This is a genomic window from Actinoplanes sp. NPDC026619 (assembly GCF_040638295.1).
Classification (GTDB): domain Bacteria; phylum Actinomycetota; class Actinomycetes; order Mycobacteriales; family Micromonosporaceae; genus Actinoplanes.
This window is the reverse complement of the sequence record NZ_JBEZYA010000005.1, coordinates 39395-58336: the sequence shown is the minus strand read 5'-3', so window position 1 is coordinate 58336 and position 18942 is coordinate 39395. Positions and strand designations below refer to the sequence as shown.

Here is an 18942-nt window from a genome sequence, read left to right as displayed (position 1 = left end):
AGAGTCACGGTCATGGATGAGGCGGAGTACGACGAACGCCGGCTCCGGCAGTGGATCGCCGGCCGGGCCCGCGGGTTCTCCCGGCGCGACTTCCTCAAGCTGAGCGCGGCGGCGGGCGGGATCGCAGTGCTGCCCGCGGCAGCGGCCGGCCCGATCCTCAAGCCGCTGCCGCCCGAGCTGTTCACGGTGTTCGGCACGAACGCGGAGATGCGCTGGTCGGCCATGCGCGATCAGGGCTTCCACGTGCCGATCGACCGGTTCTTCGTACGCAACCACACCAGCACGCCGATCATCGACGCAGCCGCCTGGCGGCTCGAGATCTTCGGCGCCGGCCTGCGCGGCGCCCCGGTGACCTTCTCGCTGGCCGACCTGAAACGCTTCCCCGCCGAAACCCGGTCGGTCGCGGTCGAGTGCGCCGGCAACGGCCGCAGCTACTACAGCACCCAGCAGGGCCAGACCGTCAGCGGTACGGCGTGGGGGCTGGGCGCGGTCGGGGTGGCGCGCTGGCGGGGCGTACGCCTCGGGTCGGTCCTGCGCCGGGCCGGCCTCGCGCCGCATGCCGTCGACGTGCAGGCCGAAGGCCTGGATCCGCACTATGTCACCGGCGGCGTCGACCTCGGCCCGGTGCGCCGCCCGATGCCGATCGGCAAGGCGCTCGACGACGTGCTGCTCGCCTACGAGATGAACGGCGAGCCGCTGCCGGCCGACCACGGCCACCCGGTGCGCCTGGTTGTGCCGCACTGGATCGGCATCTCCTCGATCAAGTGGGTGGGCCGCATCGAGGTCTCCGCCGAGCCGCTCTTCTCGCCGTGGAACACGACCTTCTACCGGCTGTTCGGCCCGGACTACCCGGCCGAGGGCACGCCGTTCGACCGTCAGGTGATCAAGAGCGCGTTCGAGCTGGACCCGGGCGCCACCTTCCCGGCCGGCGTGCGCACGGCGCTGCGCGGCCGCTCCTGGTCGGCGAACGGGCCGATCCGGCACGTCGAGGTCAGCACCGACGGCGGCACACACTGGCGTCGCGCCCGGCCGGTCGGCCCGGCCGGCGGCGCGTGGCAGCGCTGGGAGATCGACTGGCGGCCCCCGGCCGGCCCGCACGAGCTGCTCGCCCGCGCCACCGACGTGCGCGGCCACACCCAGCCGGACGTGGCCCGCTACAACACGCTCGGCTACCTCTTCGACGCCGTGGTGCGGGTGCCGGTCACGGCCGGCTGATCCAGCCCGGCGAGGATCGCGTCGATCGCGGCCAGCATCTCCGCGATGCGCGGCCGCAGCTGCGACAGCGGCTCGACGGCGGCGTCCAGATCGCCGTCGCGGGCCGCCCGCTCCAGCCGCTCGCACACGTCGGCCAGGTCGCGCACGCCCAGGTTGGCGGCGACGCCCTTGAGCTGGTGCGCCTCCTCCCGCAGCCGGTCGGCGTCGTCGGTCGCGACCGCCTGGGTGATGTCCTCCACGTGGCCGGGCGCGTGCGCGCTGAGCCGCCGCAGCAGGCCGGCCAGCTCGGCCGGGCCGAGCGCCGCCCCGGCCCCGCGCAGCAGATCGAGGCGCTGCTCGATCTGCTGCCGCACCCCGGGCCGCGCCCACTTCTCCAGAGCGCGGGACAGGTCGGCCGGCATCAGCGGCTTGGCGAGGTGGTCGTCCATCCCGGCGGTCAGGCAGCGCTCCCGGTCCTCGGCCAGCGCGCCCGCGGTCATCGCGATGATCGGCACCCGGCGGCCGCCCCGCCGCTCGGCGTCCCGGATCGCGGTGGTGGCCTCGTATCCGTCCATCTCCGGCATCAGGCAGTCCATGAAGACCGCCTGGTATTCGCGGGCGGCCGCCATCTCTACCGCCCGCCGCCCGTCGGCGGCCACGTCGGCGGTGTAGCCGAGGTTGGCCAGGATGCCCAGCGCCACCGTCTGGTTGATGTCGTTGTCCTCGACCAGCAGCACGTGGCCGCGGCCGGCCGGTTGCTCGTCGGTGCGCTCCTCGGCCGGCTCGTCGAACCGGCCGGCCAGCGCGTCGTACAGCTGCGACTGCCGGTCCGGCCGGGCCAGCACGGTCTTGGCATGGACCGGCGCCGAGACGTCGTCCAGGATCGCGACGTCCACCTCCTTCGCCGGGTCCCGCACCACCACGCCGTCCGGCAGCCACGACGCCACCTGCTCGGTGCCGTCACCGTCCGGCACCAGGACGCGCAGCCCGTCGAAGGCCGGCTTCGCCTGGCGCCGGGCCGGCCACAGCGGCACGGTGAACCAGAACGTGCTGCCCCGGCCCGCCTCGCTGAGCAGCCCGATCTCGCCGCCCAGCACCCCGACCAGCTCCCGGCTGATCGCCAGGCCCAGCCCGGTGCCGCCGAAGCGCCGGGTGGTGCTCGCGTCGGCCTGGATGAACGGCTCGAACAGCCCGGCCTGTTGGTCGGCGTCGATGCCGATGCCGGTGTCGGACACCTCGAACCGCACCGGCACACACCCCTCCGGGAAATCCCCCCGGGCCGGCGTCGCGGTGACCCGAACCCGGCCGCCGGCGGTGAACTTGACCGCGTTGCCGGCCAGGTTGAGCAGCACCTGCCGCAGCTTGCCCGGATCGCCGCTCACCGGCGCGGCCAGCAGCGGATCGCAACGCGACGTCACCACCAGCGACTTCGCCCCGGTCACGTCGGCGACCAGGCCGACCACCTCGTCGAGCAGCCGCCAGATCTCGAAGTCGGCCCGCTCCACCACGACCTTGCCCGCCTCCAGCTTGGAGAAGTCGAGCACGTCGTTGATAACTGACAGCAGGGCCACGCCGGCGTTGTTGATGCCCTGCGTGTAACGGCGCTGCGTCTCGTTCATCGGGGTGCTGAGCAGCAGCCCGCTGAGCCCGATCACACCGTTCATCGGGGTGCGGATCTCGTGGCTCATCGACGCCAGGAACTGCGACTTCAGCCGCGCGGTCTCGACCGCCTGGTCGCGGGCCTGGGCCAGGGCCTGCTCGGTCTGCCGGCGGGCGGTGATGTCGCGGGCGAACGCGTGGAAGGTGGACCGGTCGTCCCGGCGGACCCGCCACATGGTCAGCTCGATCGGCAGTTCGGTGCCGTCGGCCCGCACCGCGGCCATCTCGGTCGGCCGGTCCAGCAGCCAGTCCCACCGTCCCTCGAGAATCCGGTCGAGGGCGGCGGCATACTGGCCGGGCAGGATCGTGTCGACCACGTGCTTGCCGAGCACCTGCTCCCGGGTCCAGCCGAACACCTGCTCCGACTGCCGGTTCCACTCGGTGATCAGACCGCGGTAATCCATGCTGATGAACGGGTCACTGGCCGCCGTCATGATCATCTGGAACTGCTCACGCTCGAACCGCAGCCGCTGCTCCGCCTCCACCTCGGCGGTGATGTCGTGCGAGATCGTCGACGCCCCCACGATCACACCACCCGGGTCACGGATCGGCGCCATGCTCAGCGACACGTAGATGGTGGTGCCGTCCTGCCGCACCCGGCGCGTGTCGTGGTGCTTGATCAGCTCACCGCCGCGCACCCGGGCCAGCAGGCGGGCCTCCTCGTCGGGCCGGTCCGGCGGCAGGATCACCGTGACGTCGCGGCCGACCATCTCCTCGGCGGTGTATCCGTACAGCCGCGCCGCCCCGGGGTTCCACGTCAGGATCGTGCCGTCCAGGGTCTTCGAGACGATCGCGTCGCTGGAGGCGGCCACGATGCCGGCCAACTGCGCGTCCGACTGGGCCTGGGCGAGCCGGTCGGTGACGTCCTGCACGGTGGCGAACACGACCGTGCCGCCCTCACCGTCCACCGCCGCCAGGCTGATCTCCACCGGACACTCGGTGCCGTCGCCGCACAGCGCGGTCAGGCGCAGCCGCTCCCCCGTCTTGCGCGGCTCGATCGTGGCCAGATAATCGCGGCACCGCTGCCGGTGCTCCGGGGGGATCAGCGCCTCCACCGGCATGCCGATCAGCTGGTCACGCCGGTAGCGGAACACCTGCGCGGCCCGGGCGTTCGCCAGCCCGATCACACTCTCCGCGTCGATGCAGATCATCGCCTCCGGCGAGGCATCCAGCAGGGCCTTGAACTTGCTCTCGGCGAAACGCAGCCGGGTGATCTCGCTGGTCACCCCGCAGACGGCGTACGCGATACCGTCGTCGTCGCGGAGCGCGAACCCGGTCGTCACGAACGTGCGGTTGCCCCGCTCGTTCTCGAACACCTGCGGCTCGCCGGTGGCCACGATCAGCTTGTCGCGGCGCTCGATCTCGGCTTGCGTCTCCGCGGTGTGGAGTTCCCGGTCGAGGCGGCCGGCGGCGGTGCCCGGCTCGATCGCGAAGAGCTCCTCGAACGCGGCGCTGGCCATCCGGTAGCGGCCGTCGATGCCTTTGATGAAGAACGCGGTCGGCGTGTGCCGCATGATCGTCTCCATCTGGGCCTGCCTGCTCCGATCACCTGTTTCCGTTGGTGCGCCTAACGTTCGTGCGCCTAACGTTTGCTCACCTAACGTTGGTGGCCCTAACGTTCGTGCGCCTAACGTTCGTGCGCCTAACGTTCGTGCGCCTAACGTTTCCGGCCCTAACGTTTCGGCCGCCTGCGGCTTCGTCGAGTCCGGAGCCGACACACCGGCCGCGGCCGCGATCACCGCGACGGCGGCGCCGAGCGCCACCGGGCCGCCCCCCGGAACGGCCGGCGCCTGAACCAGCAGTCCACCGATCGCGACCGCGATGGCAAGCACCGACAGCAGGCCCCCGGCCCGGCGACGCGGCCCGGTGATCCGCGCCTGGCCGATCGTCCCGGCCGCGAGCAGCAGGAGACAGACCGCGACGCAGGCAAACCCGCCCACCCGGCCGAGAGCTGCGAAGATCAGAATGCTGACACCGAGGAGGCCGGTGACGGCACCCATCGACTGCGAAAAGATCGTCGAGGGCCGGGACGCCGCCCGCTCGGCAACTTCCGGCGAAGACGACATATATCCGGAATATCACCTTCATCGGTTGTTTGTGGCGGTAATTTCCCAGGTGAGGCGTAGTCGTTTCCTTGGGAGGGGATGCCGTGGCGACCGTGCTTGTCGTGGACGATGTGGCCGCCAACCGGGAACTCATGACCATGCTGCTCGGCTATCGCGGGCACGAAGTGATCGAGGCGTGTGACGGGGCCGACGCGCTCGCCCTGGCCCAGAGCCACCACCCCGACGTGGTCGTCTCGGACGTTCTCATGCCCGGCATCGACGGCCTCGAGATGGTCCACCGGCTGCGCAACGCCCCGGATGAGCAGGCCGCGCACGCGCCGGTCATCTTCTACACCGCCAACTACCTCGAGCCGGAGACCCGGCCGATCGCCGAGGCGTGCGGTGTCTCCCAGGTGGTGCTGCGCAGCGCCGACCCGCGTGAGCTGCTCGACGCGGTCGACGTGGCGCTGCGCAACGGGCCGGTCGAGATCACCCCGCGGCCGGCCGACGAGTTCGCCACCGTGCATGCCCGCGCGATCAACGCCAAGCTGGTCGAGAAGGTCCGCGCGCTGAAACACACCGAGGGGCGCTTCGCGGCGATGGCCGCCTCCTCCCCCGTCGGCATCGCGCTGCTCGACGCCGACGGCGACGCCACCTATGTGAACCCGCGCCTGTCCGAGATCGTCGGCGAGCCGGCCGACCGGCTGCTCGAGCGGGGCTGGATGGACTGCCTCGACCCGGAGACGCACGACGAGGCCCTGGCCGTGGTGCACGCGGGCGCGGCCGAGGCGGTCGAGCACCGCTACCGCAACCGCATCGAGCGCCCGGACGGCGAGGTGCGCTGGCTGCGCGTACACCTGCGGCCGATCCGCGACGCCGAGGCCGAGTTGTCCGGCGCGGTCGTGATGGTCGACGACATCACCGACGTGGTCGCGGCCGAGGAGCGGGCCGGCTGGGAGGTGCGGCAGCGGCAGTCCGAGGCTCGCCGCCGCGACGCCGAGCGTCTCGACAGCCTGCGCCGGATGGCCGGCGGCATGGCCCACGACTTCAACAACCTGCTCGGCGCGATGCTCGGCTTCCTCACCCTGGCGGTCGAGCAGATCACCGACGAGATGGAGGCGGGCCGGATCGCCGCCGCCATCGGCGAGGCGCTGCTCGACGACCTCGGCCAGGTCACCAAGGGCGGCGAGCGGGCCACCAAGCTCACCGAGCAGCTCCTGGCGTTCGGCCGCCGGGAGATCAGCCAGCCGGAGCTGGTCGACCTCGACGCGTTCCTGGGCGACGCGGCGAGCACGCTGGCCGAGGCGGCCGGGACCGGGATCAAGCTGGATCTGCGGCCGGGCGACTCGCCGCCGGTCCGCATCGACCCCCGCCTGCTCGATCGCCTGATGCACATCGTGATCAGCAACTCCCGCAACGCCATGCCCGACGGCGGCACCATCACGATCACCACCGGTCGTTCCCCGCACGGCCAGGCGACGCTCGGCATCGCCGACAACGGCCGGGGCATGGCCCCCGACGTGCTGGCCCGCGCCTTCGAGCCGTTCTTCTCGACCAAGGCCGGCAGCCGTACGGCCGGGCTCGGGCTGGCCACCGCACAGGGTGTGGTCAGTCAGGCGGGTGGCGACATCACGCTCGACTCCGAGGTCGGGCGCGGGACGACCGTACTCATCCGGTTGCCCGCCGCCGAATCCCCGGCCCCGCGCCCGGCGTCCACCGTTCCCGCCGCGGCCGTTCCGGTCTCCGCCGCTCCGGTGATCAACGGTGATCTGACCGTGCTGCTGGTCGATGACGAGAAGGACCTGCGCGAGGTGACCGCCCGGTTCATCGCCAAGGCCGGTTACCGGGTGCTGACCGCGGGCGGCGGCGCCGAGGCGCTGCAGGTCGCCGAGCAGCACACCGGCCCGATCCATTGCCTGGTCACCGACGTGGTGATGCCCGGCATGGACGGCCGCCAGCTCGCCCACCGCTTCCAGACCGAGCGCCCGGACACCAAAATCATCTTCATCTCCGGGTACGCCGAGGCCCTCATCGACAACGAGGGCCGTTCCCTGGAACCGGGCCGGACGATCCTGGCGAAGCCGTTCAGCAGCGCTCAGCTGTTCGGGGCGCTGAAGGCGGCCCTGGCGGGATGATCGCCGCGAGCAGCGCCGCGACGGTGTTGACGTAGGCGGCGTTGTCGAGCGTCTCGTCCCAGCTGGTCTGCACGAGGAGTCCCTGGTAGACGGCGATCAGCACGCGGGCCAGCGCATCCGGGTCGAGGCCCGGCGCCAGCTCCTGGGCGCGCAGAATCTCGGCCACGGCCGCGCGCGGGTCGTCGACGTTGCGGCGGGACAGCTCGCGGACCCGGGGGTTGCGCACCGCCTCGGCCCAGATCTGCACGCCCAGCCGCAGCCGGGCCGCCGACGACGGCTCCCCCACCGAACGCAGATAATCCAGGTACGCGGCGGCCCGCTCGTCGACGGTGCCGGTCGCGAACATCTGCCGCTGGTCGTGCCACTCGGTGACGATCGCGGCGATCACCTCGTCCTTGCCCGCGAAATAGCGGTAGACCAGGCCGGCGCTGATCCCCGACTCGCGCACGATGTCCTGCATGGACGTGCGGTGGAAGCCGTCGCGCGCAAAGCAGGCCGCCGCCGCGTCCAGGATCTGCCGCCGCCGCGCCGCCAGGTGCGCCTCGCTGACCTTGGGCATTACTGGATCTCCGCCTCGGCAACCCGGTAGAACGTGGCCGCCTGCTCGCGGCGGCCGAGCGGCCGAAGGTAACGGTCGGCGGCGTCGTGGGTGGACATGTCCAGCCCGAGCCGCAGGCCCCGCTCGGCCAGATAACCCGGCAGCCGGGCCGGATCGAACCCGAACGTCCACGGCTCACCGGCCCTCCGCACCGCCTCCGGCCACGGCCCGGCGTCGATCTCACCGTCCAGGACACGGCGGTCCACGTACGTGAAGGCCAGCGTGCTCCCGGTCGCGGTCAGGTCGGCGAGCCGCCGCAGCGTGGCGTCGACGGCCGCCTCGGTCAGGTAGTTGGTGACGCCCTCCCAGACCACCACTGTCGGCTCGAGCGCCGCGAACCCGTTGCGCAGCAACGCCTCCCCCAGGTCTTCGGCGAGCAGGTCGACCGGCACGAACCGCACGTGCCGGCGCCGCTCGGGCCGGACCGCCCCGCGGATCAGCCGCCGTTTCACCGCCTGGGTGGCCGGGTGGTCGGCCTCGAAGACGCGCACCCGCTCGATGCCGGGCAGCCGGTAGGCACGGCTGTCGTAACCGGCCCCGAGCAGCAGAACCTGCCGCGCGCCCCGGCCGAGGGCGGCCAGCACGAGGTCGTCGATCAGCCGGGTGCGGGCGACCGCCGACGGCCGCGGCCCGGGCCAGCGGGTGTCGATGAGCCGCGACAGGCGCAGCCCGACCGGCCGCAGCCGCGCCGCCCGGGCCAGCAGCCGATAGCCACCGCTGAGAAACCGCACCGCCAGGGGATCGTCGAACACCCGGTCATGGCCGCGCGCCGTCTCCAGCGCGCGGAAGAGAGCCACCTGCTGCGCGGTCCGGCTGGCCTTGTTCTGCACGCGCCCAGAATAATGAACGAGCATCCATTTTCTAGAGCCCGGGTAAATCCGATGACGCCGGCCGTCCCGCTCGCGACAATGTCCGGTGTGGAGCAGGTCGAGGTCGTCATCGCCCATCACGAGCGCGCGACTCTGCGCGTCGGCGACGTGTTCCTGAAGATCGACGCCGATCAGACCAACACCGACGTCGAGGTCGAAGCGATGGCCCTGGCGCCGATCCCGACCCCGCCCGTGCTCTGGCGCAAGCCGCCCGTGCTCGCCCTGGCCGCCGTCCCCGGCACCCCGATCGGCCGCATCGGCAAGCCGTCGACCGCGTCACCGGCGGCGTGGGCCGCGGCCGGCGCCGCCGTCCGAAGGCTGCACGACGCGCCGCTGCCACCATGGTGCGGCTGGACCGTCGACGAGATCGCCGCCGAGCTCGACGCCGAGTGCGCGTGGCTGGTCGCGAACGAGGTCCTCCCCGCCGACCTGGTGGCCCGCAACCGCCGGGTGGCCGAGGCCGTGCTCCGGCCGTGGACACCGGTGTTCACCCACGGCGACCTGCACGCCTCCCATGTGTTCGCCACCGGCGACGAGATCACCGGCGTGATCGACTGGTCCGAGGCGAGCCGCGGCGACGCCCTGTTCGACCTCGCCTCCCTGACGATCGGGCACCAGGAACACCTCGGCGACGTCATCGCCGGCTACGGCGCCGACGTCGATGTCGACGTGATCCGCGCGTGGTGGTCGGTGCGCAGCCTGCGCGCGATCCGCTGGCTGGTCGAACACGGCTTCGACCCGCTCGCACCCGGTTGCGAGGCCGACGTGCTGCGCCGCGCCGCCGCGCTCTGATGCCGCCCCGCCTGCTGCTCATCCGGCACGCCATGCCCGAGATCGAGCCGGCCGTGCCGGCCGAGCGCTGGCATCTTTCCGAGGCGGGCCGCGCCGCCGCCCGCGAACTCGCCCCGCGGATGCCGGCGCCGGCCTACTACGTCGCCAGCTCCGAGCCCAAGGCCCGGGAAACACTGCGGGAGATCGCCCCCACCGAGGCGATCGCCGCCGACGCCCGCTTCGCGGAGGTCCGCCGCCCGCCCGACTGGACCGACGGCGACACGTACCGCGCCGCCGCGCGCGCCTACGTCCGGGGCGAACGCCACGCCGCCTGGGAGCCGCACGACGAGGTCATCGAACGATTCGGCGCGGCCGTCGCCGACCACGCCGCCCGGACGCACCGGACCCTCGTCATCGGCACGCACGGACTCGCCCTCACCGTCTGGCTGGCGAGCCGGGTCACGCTCGACCCGGGCCCGGAGCAGTTCTGGTCGAGGCTGCGCCTGCCCGACCTCATCGACGCGTCAGGCCTTCTGCTCCAGCATCGTTCCGCCGTCAAGGTCCGTTTCCCCTCCCCATGCGCGCCGCGCGCCGCCTGGTCCACCCATGTGAGGTCCCGTTGCCCGAAAGGCGCGGCGCGTGCTCGTGTTGCACGCCGGTCGCGTGGTGCCGGCGGTCGGGCGAGGGCGCGGTTGTGGACATCGCCGCCCGTACCGGAAAAGGCTTTGATTGTCGCGACCCTGACGAGGGCGAACCGGTAGTAGACCGAAACCGTGCTCCGCCCAGTGGCCGTCCCACGCGTCGAACAGATCGGCGGCCTCGGCCCGGCTCGTCATGCGGGCCTCGGGCGCGTGCTCGTACGTCCGCGGGTCGGCATGGATCCGGAAGACGTCGCCGATGTCGGTGGTCGCCGGGCGGGTCAGAGTGAGGCCCGGCGTGCGCAGCCAACCGGTTTCGGCAGAGGCCATGCCCGCACCGTATCGGCCCACTCGCCTGGGATCAGTACGTCGCCGCCGCGCTGAGCAGAGCGATGCCCGCCACGATGATCAGCACGGTCAGCGCCGTCCAGAACGCGCAGGTGGCGGCGAACGCGATCCAGTACTTGCCCGGCAGGCCCAGCGCCGCGGCGGTCCGGGCGCGGCCGGCGGCGGAGATCGCCCCGAAGAGCCCGAACAGCGAGGTCCACAGGATGACCGGCCAGATGGCGGGCCCCGGGCCGGCGGGCGCGGCGAAGTTGTTGGAGCGGCCGTTGGTGCGCGCGGTCCAGTTGGGCTGGGCGTAACCCGGGTGGGGCGGCTGATACTGGGGCTGCGGGGCCGGCCGCGCCTGGTACTGCGGCTGCTGCGTGGTCTGCCAGATGTCCTGGACCTGCCGTTCTGCGTTCATGATGATCCGTCCCCGTGCGGAAGTGGTGTCGCCGACGGGCGATAGTTCGGTCGGAGGGCCCCGGACCTGAGCCCACCTCGTCAGCCGCGCACGCGGATTGGAACTCAGGCGACGCCGGCCGGGACGTCGCCGCGCAGGGTGATGCGGTGCATGACGCGGCGCTCGGTGCCGTAGTCGCGGTTGGCGTAGTGCAGCGTGCTGCGGTTGTCCCACATCGCCACGTCGCCCGGGCGCCAGCGGTGCCGGACGATGTGCTCGGGCTTGGTCAGGTGGGCGTAGAGCAGGTCCAGGATGTGCCGGCTCTCGAACTCCGACACCCCGACGATGTGCGAGGTGAAGCCGGGGTTGACGAACAGGCCCGGTCGGCCGCTCTCCGGGTGCACCCGCACCACCGGATGCTCGACCGGCACGAGCTGGGTGACCACCTCGCCGTCCCACTCGTTGCCCTGGCCGCCGCGGCGCTGGGCCAGGTAGTAGCCGAACTCGCGGTTGCCGTCGTGCACGGCGGTCAGCGAGTCGGCCAGCCGGCGCACCGGCGCGGACAGCGACGCGTACGCCGCCTGCGCGTCCGCCCACTGGGTGTCGCCGCCGGTCGGGGGCAGCACCACCGCGCGCAGGATCGAGCCGAGCGGCGGGCGCTTCATGAACGTCACGTCGGTGTGCCACACGTCGGCGAAGCCGTTGTCGGCGCTGTCCAGGGCGTACACCTCGGGGTGTTCGGCGTCGACGCCGCCGACCACCGGATGGGAGGCGGTGAGCTCGCCGATCCGGCGGCCGAGCGCGATCTGGCCGTCGTCGTCGAGCACCTGATCGCGGAAGAACAGCACCTTGCGATCGACCAGCGCTGCTCGGATCTCGGCTATGTCGGTGTCGGACACCGACGCGAGGTCGACCCCGTGGACGACGGCCCCCAGGGCAGGACCGAGAACCTCGAGCTCCTTCATGCGAAAACCTCCGGATGACGGACCGCGGCGCCCACCTGGGTGCGTGCCGCGGCGAAGGCGGGCAGGCCGCGCAGCTCCTCCGGGTCGATCCCGGAGCGCGGCAGGTCGATGGGCAGGTCGAGGGCGATTCGGCCGGGCCGGGGCGTCAGCACGACGACCCGGCTGCCGAGGAAGACCGCCTCGTCGACGCTGTGCGTGACGAAGATGCAGGTGCGGCCGGTTTCCGCGCTCACCCGGCGCAGGTCCTCCTGGAGGCGTTCACGGGTGAGCGCGTCGAGCGCCGCGAACGGCTCGTCGAGCAGCAGCAGCGGGTTGTCGACGGCGAGGGCGCGGGCGATGGCGACGCGCTGCTGCTGGCCGCCGGAGATCTGCCAGGTGCGGCGGTGGGCGACGTCGTCGAGGCCCACGCTGGACAGGAGGGACACGATGCGGTCACGCGACGGAACAATTCCCGCATAGCGCAGCGCCAGCGCGATGTTCCCGCCGACGGTCCGCCACGGGAACAGCCGCGGCTGCTGGAAGATCAGCCCGGCCCCGCGCCCCGGCGCCGGGGGCACCCCGGCCGCCTCCACCGAACCGGCCGTGGGCTGCTCGAACCCGGCGATCAGGCGCAGCAGCGTGCTCTTGCCGCACCCGGAGGCGCCGACGAGGACGAGGAACTCCCCCGCCGGCACCGTGAGGGAAACGGGGCCGACCGCGGTCACGTCGCCATAGGTGTGCGTGACCGCGGACAGGACGACCGCCTCAGCTGAGGACATTCGGCAAGCCCTTCACGTAGATGGCCTTCTGCACGTCGGCCAGCGCCGGCACCGAGTCGATCTTCTGCTGGCCCTTGAGGAACTCGGCCGCGCTGACCAGGTTGTCGGCGAGCTTGCCGACGCTGCTCTCGGTGCCGAGCCACTCCGGCGCGGAGATGTCGGCGGGCTTGAGGAACACGCCCTGCGACAGCTGGTCCTGCGCCTCGGCCGGCGACAGGTTGAGCTCGGCGCCGATCGACTTGGAGGCGCCGGCCGGGTCGGCGGCGATCAGGTCGAGCGCCTGGGCCTCGGCCTTGCGCCACGCGTCGACCGCGTCCGGGTGGGCGGTGGCGAACGCGGTGGACACCACGCCGAGGTCGAGGGTGGGCTTGCCCGCGGTGGCCAGCTGCTTGCTGCTGATCAGCACCTTGCCGGTCTTCTTGATCTCGGCGAGCGAAGGCAGCCAGGTGTACGCCGCATCCAGGTCACCGCGGGTCCAGGCGGCCTGGATGTCCTGCGGCTCGAGGTCGACGATGTTGACCTCGGACTCCTTGACCCCGGCCTGGTTCAGGGCGGCGAGCAGGCTGTAGTGGGCCGTCGACGCGAACGGCGTGCCCACCTTCTTGCCCTTCAACGACGCCACGTCGGTGACGCCGCTGCCGTTGCGGGCGACCAGCGCCTCGTTGTCCCCGGCCACATCAAGAACGAAGGCGACCTGGTACGGGATGTTGAGCGGCGCCGACAGTCCACGGGCGACCGGTGACGACCCGATCGCCGCGATGTCCAGGCTCTTCGCGACGAACGCCGTGTTGATCGACGCTCCCGAGTCGAACTTGGTCCAGGTGATCTTGTAGTCCGGCAGCGCCTTCTCCAGCAGCCCCTGGTTCTTCACGACGAGGTCGCCGCTCGGGAACGCCTGGTAGGCGATCCGGATGGTCTTGTCGGAGCTGCCCGACGAGCCGCCACTGGCCGCACCGTTGCCACAGCCGGCGAGGACAGCCACGGCGGCGAGCGATGCCAAGATCTTCTTCACGAAAAACCCCTATCTATGCGCGTCCCCGCCACGGGATCAGCCGTTTCTCGGCGATCTGCAGCAGGGCGTCGATGAGCAGGCCGGAGAGGCCGATGGCGAACAGTCCGAGCACGACGACGTCGGTCTGCGAATAGCGCTGGGCGTCGCGGACCATGCCGCCGATGCCGGGAACGCCGTTGATGGTCTCGGCGGCGACGACCGAGGAGTAGGCGACGCCGACCGCGATCCGCACGCCGGTGAAGATCTCCGGCAGCGCGTGCGGCAGCACCACGTCGCGCACCACCGCCCACTTCCCGGCGCCCAGGGCCCGGGCCGCCTCGACCAGACCGGTCGGCGCGCCGAGCACGGCCGAGGCGGTGGCGACGGCGACCGGCGGGAACGCGGCGATCGAGAGCAACCACAGTTTCGGCGTCTCGTCGATGCCGAACCAGATGATGAACAGGCTGAAGTACGCCAGCGGCGGCAGCGCCCGGACGAACGTCACGACCGGCTCGGTGACCACCCGGATCCAGGTGACGGTGCCCATGACCAGGCCGATCACGAGGCCGCCGGCCACGCCGATGACCGATCCGATGAGGATGCGCCGCAGCGAGACGCCGAGGTGCTCGATCAGCAGGTGACCGCTGTAACCCCGTACACCATCGTGGGTGGTCGAGGTGACGATCAGCTGATGCCAGACCGCGCCGGGTGAGGGAATGAAGGTCGGGTTGCGCGCCGTGCGCGCCGTGATTTCCCACAACAGGTAAAGGACGACCAGCGCGATCAGCCGCAGAGCGATGCGGCGCCGGCGCCGCGGAACGACGGGCGTCGCGCCGGGTGCGACGGCGACGGGCCGGACTTCCAGCGAGGTGGACAAAAAACACTCCAGGGGTACGGCGTACGAGCGCGCCGGTTGTCCGAGAAGTGCGAGCGGCAGCGCGTGAATAAAGGACTGCCCGGCCCATCGATGGCAGCCGGACGCCTAATTCCTACATTGCCTATCGGTTTTAGGCAACCAGTTGTCCCGGCTGCTGGACTTCGAGGACCGAGCGGATCTCCGCGGCGACCGCGATCGCCACCCCCGGATCGGCCCCGTTGCGTGCCCGCAGCAGCAGCTCGGCCGCCTCGACCGGCGGCAGGTCCCGGCGCGCCTCGACGCCGTCCGGGGTGGACGCGGTCGCCGCCATCAGCGCCACCCCCAGCCCGGAGCGCACCGCGTCGAGGACGCCGGCCGCATAACCGCTGTCGCACACGACGTAGGGATCCAGGCCCCGCGCATGCAGGGCGGCCAGCGCCAGGCGGCGCAGCACGCACGGCTCCTCGATCGCCACCACCGGCCACCCGCGGCCGGCCGGCGGCTGCCAGCCGGGCGCCGCGTACCACAGCAGGGGCAGGGAGCCGACCGGCTCGCCGGTCGCGTTGGACGCCTCGGCCAGGTGCACGGCCAGGTCGAGCACGCCGCGGTCGACCGCCTCGTCGAGCCGCCGGGTGCGGTCGATGCGGAACCGCACCTGATGCCCGGGCAGCGCCGCGGTCACCGCGGGCAGGATCAGGTCGGCCGCGTGCTCGGTGGTGCCGACGGTCACGGTCGGCCGGTCGGCGCCGACGAGCCGGCGCAGCGCGTCGTCGTGGGCCCCGAGGATCCGCCGTGCCTCGGCGAGCAGCGCCTGCCCGTCCGGCGTGAAGGTGGCGCCGCGACCGTGCCGCTCGACGATCGGCCGCCCGATGACCTTCTCCAATCGGCGGACGTGCTGACTGACCGCCGACTGGCTGACCAGCAACGTGGTCGCGGCCCGGTGGAAGCCACCGCAGTCGGCGACCGCGACGAGGCTGCGCAGCGCGACGATGTCCAGCACGTGTCCCATGCCGGGGACGCTAGCAGCGAATTGATAAGAAGTTCTATTCAATCCCGATGGGAATTCGGTATTGGACATCACCGGCGGCGCGCCTGCATGCTGACGGTCATGACGACTGCGTACGACGAACCCAGCGGCATCGCCGCCCGCGGCACCCTGCTGGTCGCCGCCGGCCGTGGCGAGACGGAAGCGGCCTACGAGCGATTCGGCCGCCGGATCTCCGCCGACGGATACCGCGTCCGGGTTCTGCCGGACGTCACCGCCGATCTCGCGGCGAGCTTCACTTCTGCCGAGAAACTCCTGGTCGACGACTCGTCGCCGGGGCCCAAGGTGGTGGTCGGTCCGGACACCGGCGCGCTGTTCGCGCTCGCCCTCGCGGCCCGGCACGCCCCGGGCCTGGACGCCCTGATCCTGGCCGGCCTGCCTTTGGTGGGCGGCGCCGTGAACCTGCTCGGCTGGGAGGCAGAGGTCGAGGCCCGCACGGCCTGCCCCAACCACCAGCGCGTGCTGGGCGGCGGCGCGGCCACTCCAGGGGCTCTCTTTTCATCACCAATTCCTACTGAACTGATCGGCGCTAGAGGAGACCTTGCTCTCCCCACGCTCGGCCTGCACGGCGACGCCGACACGGTCAGCCCGCTGGCCGAGGCCCGCGCGCACTACCCCGGCGCCGTCGTCGCGATCGCCGGCGGCCGGCACGACGTGCTCAACGACGTCACCCACCGCACCGTGGCCGCCACCATCGTGCTGTTCCTCGAGCGGCTGCGCCTCGGCGCCGGCCTGCCCACCATCGCCCAGGTGCTGCGATGAGCCGCTACATCGTGATCGGGGCGGGCGCGGTCGGCGCGTCGCTCGCCGCCGAGCTGCACCGGGCCGGCGTGGAGACGCTGCTGGTCGCGCGGGGCGCGCATCTCGCGGCACTGCGCGACGGCGGCCTGCGATACGTCCGCCCGGACGGCGAGCACACGCTGCGCCTGCCGGTCGCGGCCGGCCCGGCCGAGGTCGAGCTGGCCGAGGGCGACGTGCTGCTGCTCGCCACCAAGACCCAGGACACCGCGGCCGCGATCGTCGCCTGGGCGTGGCAGCCGGTCAAGCGCGCCGACGGCAGCGCCGGCACGGCCGCCGCCGACCTGCCGATCGTCACCCTGCAGAACGGCCTGGAGAACGAGCGGATCGCGCTGCGCTCGTTCGAGCACGTGATCGGCGGCGTCGTCTGGATCCCGGCCCTGCACCTGGAGCCCGGCGTCGTGGTCAACCGGGGCACCCCGGAACCGGCCGTGCTGTGGCTGGGCCGCTACCCCGAGGGCGCCGACCGGGTGGCCGCCACCATCGCCGACGACCTGCGCCGCGGCAGCCTGACCGTGCACGTGGTGCCGGACGTCGCCGCGCACAAGGCCGCCAAGCTGCTCGGCAACCTGGTCAACGGCCTCGACGCGCTCTACCCGCCGAGTGAGCTGCGGGCCGCGGCGGTCGCCGCGCTGCGCGACGAGGCCCGGGCGGTCTACGCCGCGGCCGGCATCACCCCCGCCACCCCGGACCCGGGCGGCTTCGGCGCCGCCGAGATCCCCGGCCGCGAGCGCGGCGGCAACTCGACCTGGCAGAGCCTCGCCCGCCAGGCACCGCCCGAGATCGACTACCTGAGCGGCGAGATCGTGCTGCTCGGCCGCCTGCACGGCGTCGCGACCCCGCACAACGAGGCGATCCGGCGGCGGATCCACCGGGCCGTCGCGGAGGCCACCCCGGCCGGCTCCCTGGGCGACGCCGACCTGGCTCGCACGTTGCCCGGCCTGCTCGTGGAGAAGCAGCGCCCGCCGGTGCTGGTCTCCGCCCCCGACCTCTACCGCCGGGTGGCCGAGCCCGAGCCGCCGGTGCTGCTCGACGTGCGCTGGGCGCTGGGTGACCCGCACGGCCACGACCACTACCGCGAGGGCCACATCCCCGGCGCGCTCTTCGTCGACCTGGAAACCGACCTGGCCGGGCCGCACGCGCCCGGGGCCGGGCGGCACCCGCTGCCGTCGACCGAGAAGTTGCAGGCCGCGGCCCGCCGCTGGGGCATCACCCGGGAGCGGGGCGTGGTCGTCTACGACAACACCGGCGGGCTCGCCGCCGCCCGCGCCTGGTGGCTGCTGCGCTGGGCCGGTGTGCCGGACGTGCGCATCCTCGACGGCGGCCTGGCCGCCTGGCGGGCCGAGGGATACGGCGCCGGGCAGGGCGAGGCCCGGCCGCAACCGGCCAGCGACATCGTGCTCGACGGCGGCCACCTGCCCACCCTCACCGCCGACGAGGCGGCCGCGCTGCCGTCCTCCGGAACCCTGCTGGATGCCCGGGCCGGCGAGCGCTACCGCGGCGAGGTGGAGCCGGTCGACCCGCAGGCCGGGCACATCCCCGGCGCGATCAGCGCACCCACCACCGGCAACCTGCGCGACGGGGTGCCGCTCTTCAAGACCGCCGACGAGCTGCGGCAACGCTTCGCCGGCCTGGAGAATGTGGGCGTCTACTGCGGATCCGGCGTCACCGCCGCCCACGAGATCGCCGCCCTCGCCGTCGCCGGCATCGACGCGGCCCTCTACCCCGGCTCCTGGTCGGCGTGGTCGGCCGACCCGGACCGGCCGGTCGCCACCGGCGAAACACCATGAGTCTGGCGGCGCTCACCGCCACGCTGGCCTCGACCGCCGCCGAGTACGACCGGAGCGGCGCGTTCCCGCACGCCGGGTTGCAGGCCGTGCACGAGGCCGGCCTGCTCACCGCCACGGTCGGCACGGCGCACGGCGGTCCCGGCCAGCGCGTCGCCGAGCTCACCCGCATCCTGCTCGCCCTGGGCCGGGGCGACCCCTCGGTCGCCCTGATCGCGTCGATGACCCAGCTCCCGCACCTGTTCCAGGCGTTGCGGCCGACCTGGCCGGCCGACGTCTACGCCGAGGTGCTCGCCAAGTCGGCGGTGCAGCCGACCCTGCTCAACACCTGCCGGGTCGAACCCGAGCTGGGCTCGCCGTCCCGCGGCGGCCGGCCCGCCACGATCGCCCGGCGCACCGCCGCCGGCTGGTCGCTGACCGGCCGGAAACGGTTCGTCACCGGGGCCGCCGGCCTGAGCTACTTCCTGGTCTGGGCCGGCACCGACGAACCGGCGCCGCGGGTCGGCACGTTCGTGGTGCCGGCCGACACCCTCGGCATCGAGGTCGTGCCGGCCTGGAACCAGCTGGGCCTGCGCGCCAGCGGCAGCCACGACGTCGTCTTCACCGACGTGCCGATCCCCCGGCGCCCGCCGGCGACGACGGCGCCCTGCACCTGCCGCTCGCCGCCATCTACGTCGGCGTGGCCCGCGCCGCCCAGGACTGGTTCCACCGCTTCGCCCACGACCGGGTGCCGGCCAACCTGGGCCGGCAGATCGCCACCACCGAGAGGTTCAAGGCGGCGGCCGGCGAGATCGAGGCCCTGCTGTCCACGGCCGAACGTCTCCTGCTCGACGCCACCGCCCGCTTCGACGCCGGCACACCGCCGCCCGACGCCCTCGCCGCCCGGGTGATCGCCGGTCGCCACGCGGTAGCGGCCGTCACCCTGGCCACCCGCCTGCTGGGCAACCCCGCCCTGAGCCGCGACAACCCGCTGGAGCGCCACTTCCGCGACGTCCAGTCCGCCCTGGTCCACGCCCCGCAGGAGGACGTCGCCCTGCAGGCCCTGGGCACCGCGGCGCTGGCCGCCGCCGCCCCGATCCGGTCGCATTGACCGGTGCGGGTGGTCC

Annotated in this window: 16 protein-coding genes and 1 pseudogene; 8 read left to right on the top strand and 9 right to left on the bottom strand. The window is 72.8% G+C overall.

The genetic code is table 11. The features are described 5' to 3' along the window. The first annotated feature begins 12 nt into the window (after positions 1-12). A complete protein-coding gene (locus tag AB0E90_RS13115; RefSeq protein WP_360403471.1) occupies positions 13-1215 on the top strand; it encodes a molybdopterin-dependent oxidoreductase in 1203 nt (400 codons plus the stop codon). Here the strand turns inward: AB0E90_RS13115 and AB0E90_RS13110 are convergent. After that, positions 1170-4379: a PAS domain S-box protein gene (locus tag AB0E90_RS13110; protein ID WP_360403469.1), complete on the bottom strand. Its 3210-nt coding sequence runs from the start codon at positions 4377-4379 to the stop codon at positions 1170-1172. The genes AB0E90_RS13115 and AB0E90_RS13110 overlap by 46 nt on opposite strands. Before the next feature lie 623 nt (positions 4380-5002). Here AB0E90_RS13110 and AB0E90_RS13105 point away from each other — a divergent pair. Next, complete coding sequence (locus AB0E90_RS13105; protein WP_360403467.1) at positions 5003-7033, top strand: response regulator; 2031 nt, start codon at positions 5003-5005, stop codon at positions 7031-7033. Here the strand turns inward: AB0E90_RS13105 and AB0E90_RS13100 are convergent. Next, complete coding sequence (locus tag AB0E90_RS13100) at positions 6984-7592, bottom strand: TetR/AcrR family transcriptional regulator (RefSeq protein ID WP_360403465.1); 609 nt, start codon at positions 7590-7592, stop codon at positions 6984-6986. The two genes, AB0E90_RS13105 and AB0E90_RS13100, sit on opposite strands and share 50 nt — an antisense overlap. Next, positions 7592-8461, bottom strand: coding sequence for a class I SAM-dependent methyltransferase (locus AB0E90_RS13095; protein WP_360403463.1), 870 nt, complete (start codon positions 8459-8461; stop codon positions 7592-7594). Before AB0E90_RS13095 ends, AB0E90_RS13100 begins: the two co-directional genes overlap by 1 nt. A gap of 51 nt (positions 8462-8512) precedes the next feature. Between AB0E90_RS13095 and AB0E90_RS13090 the strand changes: the two genes are divergently transcribed. Both AB0E90_RS13090 and AB0E90_RS13085 read left to right on the top strand, forming a co-directional pair. Next, the gene (locus AB0E90_RS13090; RefSeq protein ID WP_360403461.1) at positions 8513-9292 is read left to right on the top strand and encodes a phosphotransferase; all 780 of its coding nucleotides are present in this window, start codon (positions 8513-8515) and stop codon (positions 9290-9292) included. Next, complete coding sequence (locus AB0E90_RS13085; protein ID WP_360403459.1) at positions 9292-10032, top strand: histidine phosphatase family protein; 741 nt, start codon at positions 9292-9294, stop codon at positions 10030-10032. Before AB0E90_RS13090 ends, AB0E90_RS13085 begins: the two co-directional genes overlap by 1 nt. Before the next feature lie 238 nt (positions 10033-10270). On the opposite strand, the gene AB0E90_RS13080 is transcribed toward AB0E90_RS13085, so the two are convergent. From AB0E90_RS13080 to AB0E90_RS13055, 6 genes are all read right to left on the bottom strand, one after another. Further along, positions 10271-10657: a hypothetical protein gene (locus AB0E90_RS13080; RefSeq protein ID WP_360403457.1), complete on the bottom strand. Its 387-nt coding sequence runs from the start codon at positions 10655-10657 to the stop codon at positions 10271-10273. A gap of 104 nt (positions 10658-10761) precedes the next feature. Further along, a complete protein-coding gene (locus AB0E90_RS13075) occupies positions 10762-11601 on the bottom strand; it encodes a TauD/TfdA family dioxygenase (protein WP_360403455.1) in 840 nt (279 codons plus the stop codon). Next, positions 11598-12359: an ABC transporter ATP-binding protein gene (locus tag AB0E90_RS13070; RefSeq protein WP_360403453.1), complete on the bottom strand. Its 762-nt coding sequence runs from the start codon at positions 12357-12359 to the stop codon at positions 11598-11600. The genes AB0E90_RS13075 and AB0E90_RS13070 overlap by 4 nt, the downstream gene beginning before the upstream one ends. Continuing rightward, positions 12346-13371, bottom strand: a complete 1026-nt coding sequence (locus AB0E90_RS13065; RefSeq protein ID WP_360403451.1) for an ABC transporter substrate-binding protein — start codon at positions 13369-13371, stop codon at positions 12346-12348. The genes AB0E90_RS13070 and AB0E90_RS13065 overlap by 14 nt, the downstream gene beginning before the upstream one ends. 13 nt (positions 13372-13384) lie before the next feature. After that, positions 13385-14227, bottom strand: a complete 843-nt coding sequence (locus tag AB0E90_RS13060) for an ABC transporter permease (protein ID WP_360403449.1) — start codon at positions 14225-14227, stop codon at positions 13385-13387. 130 nt (positions 14228-14357) lie between these two features. After that, positions 14358-15215: a LysR family transcriptional regulator gene (locus AB0E90_RS13055; protein ID WP_360403447.1), complete on the bottom strand. Its 858-nt coding sequence runs from the start codon at positions 15213-15215 to the stop codon at positions 14358-14360. A 99-nt stretch (positions 15216-15314) separates the two neighbouring features. On the opposite strand from AB0E90_RS13055, the gene AB0E90_RS13050 reads away from it, so the two are divergent. From AB0E90_RS13050 to AB0E90_RS13035, 4 genes and pseudogenes are all read left to right on the top strand, one after another. Continuing rightward, positions 15315-16013 carry a hypothetical protein gene (locus AB0E90_RS13050; RefSeq protein WP_360403445.1) on the top strand — a complete coding sequence of 233 codons (699 nt, stop codon included), beginning with the start codon at positions 15315-15317 and terminating at the stop codon, positions 16011-16013. Continuing rightward, on the top strand, positions 16010-17839 hold the full coding sequence (locus AB0E90_RS13045; protein WP_360403443.1) for a rhodanese-like domain-containing protein: 1830 nt from the start codon (positions 16010-16012) through the stop codon (positions 17837-17839). Before AB0E90_RS13050 ends, AB0E90_RS13045 begins: the two co-directional genes overlap by 4 nt. Continuing rightward, positions 17836-18387 (top strand): annotated as a pseudogene (locus tag AB0E90_RS13040) (acyl-CoA dehydrogenase family protein); the annotation flags it as partial. The gene AB0E90_RS13045 and the pseudogene AB0E90_RS13040, both read left to right, overlap by 4 nt. A 128-nt stretch (positions 18388-18515) precedes the next feature. After that, entirely contained in the window at positions 18516-18926 is a 411-nt protein-coding gene (locus AB0E90_RS13035) for an acyl-CoA dehydrogenase family protein (protein WP_360403441.1), read from the top strand. Positions 18927-18942 lie beyond the last annotated feature (16 nt).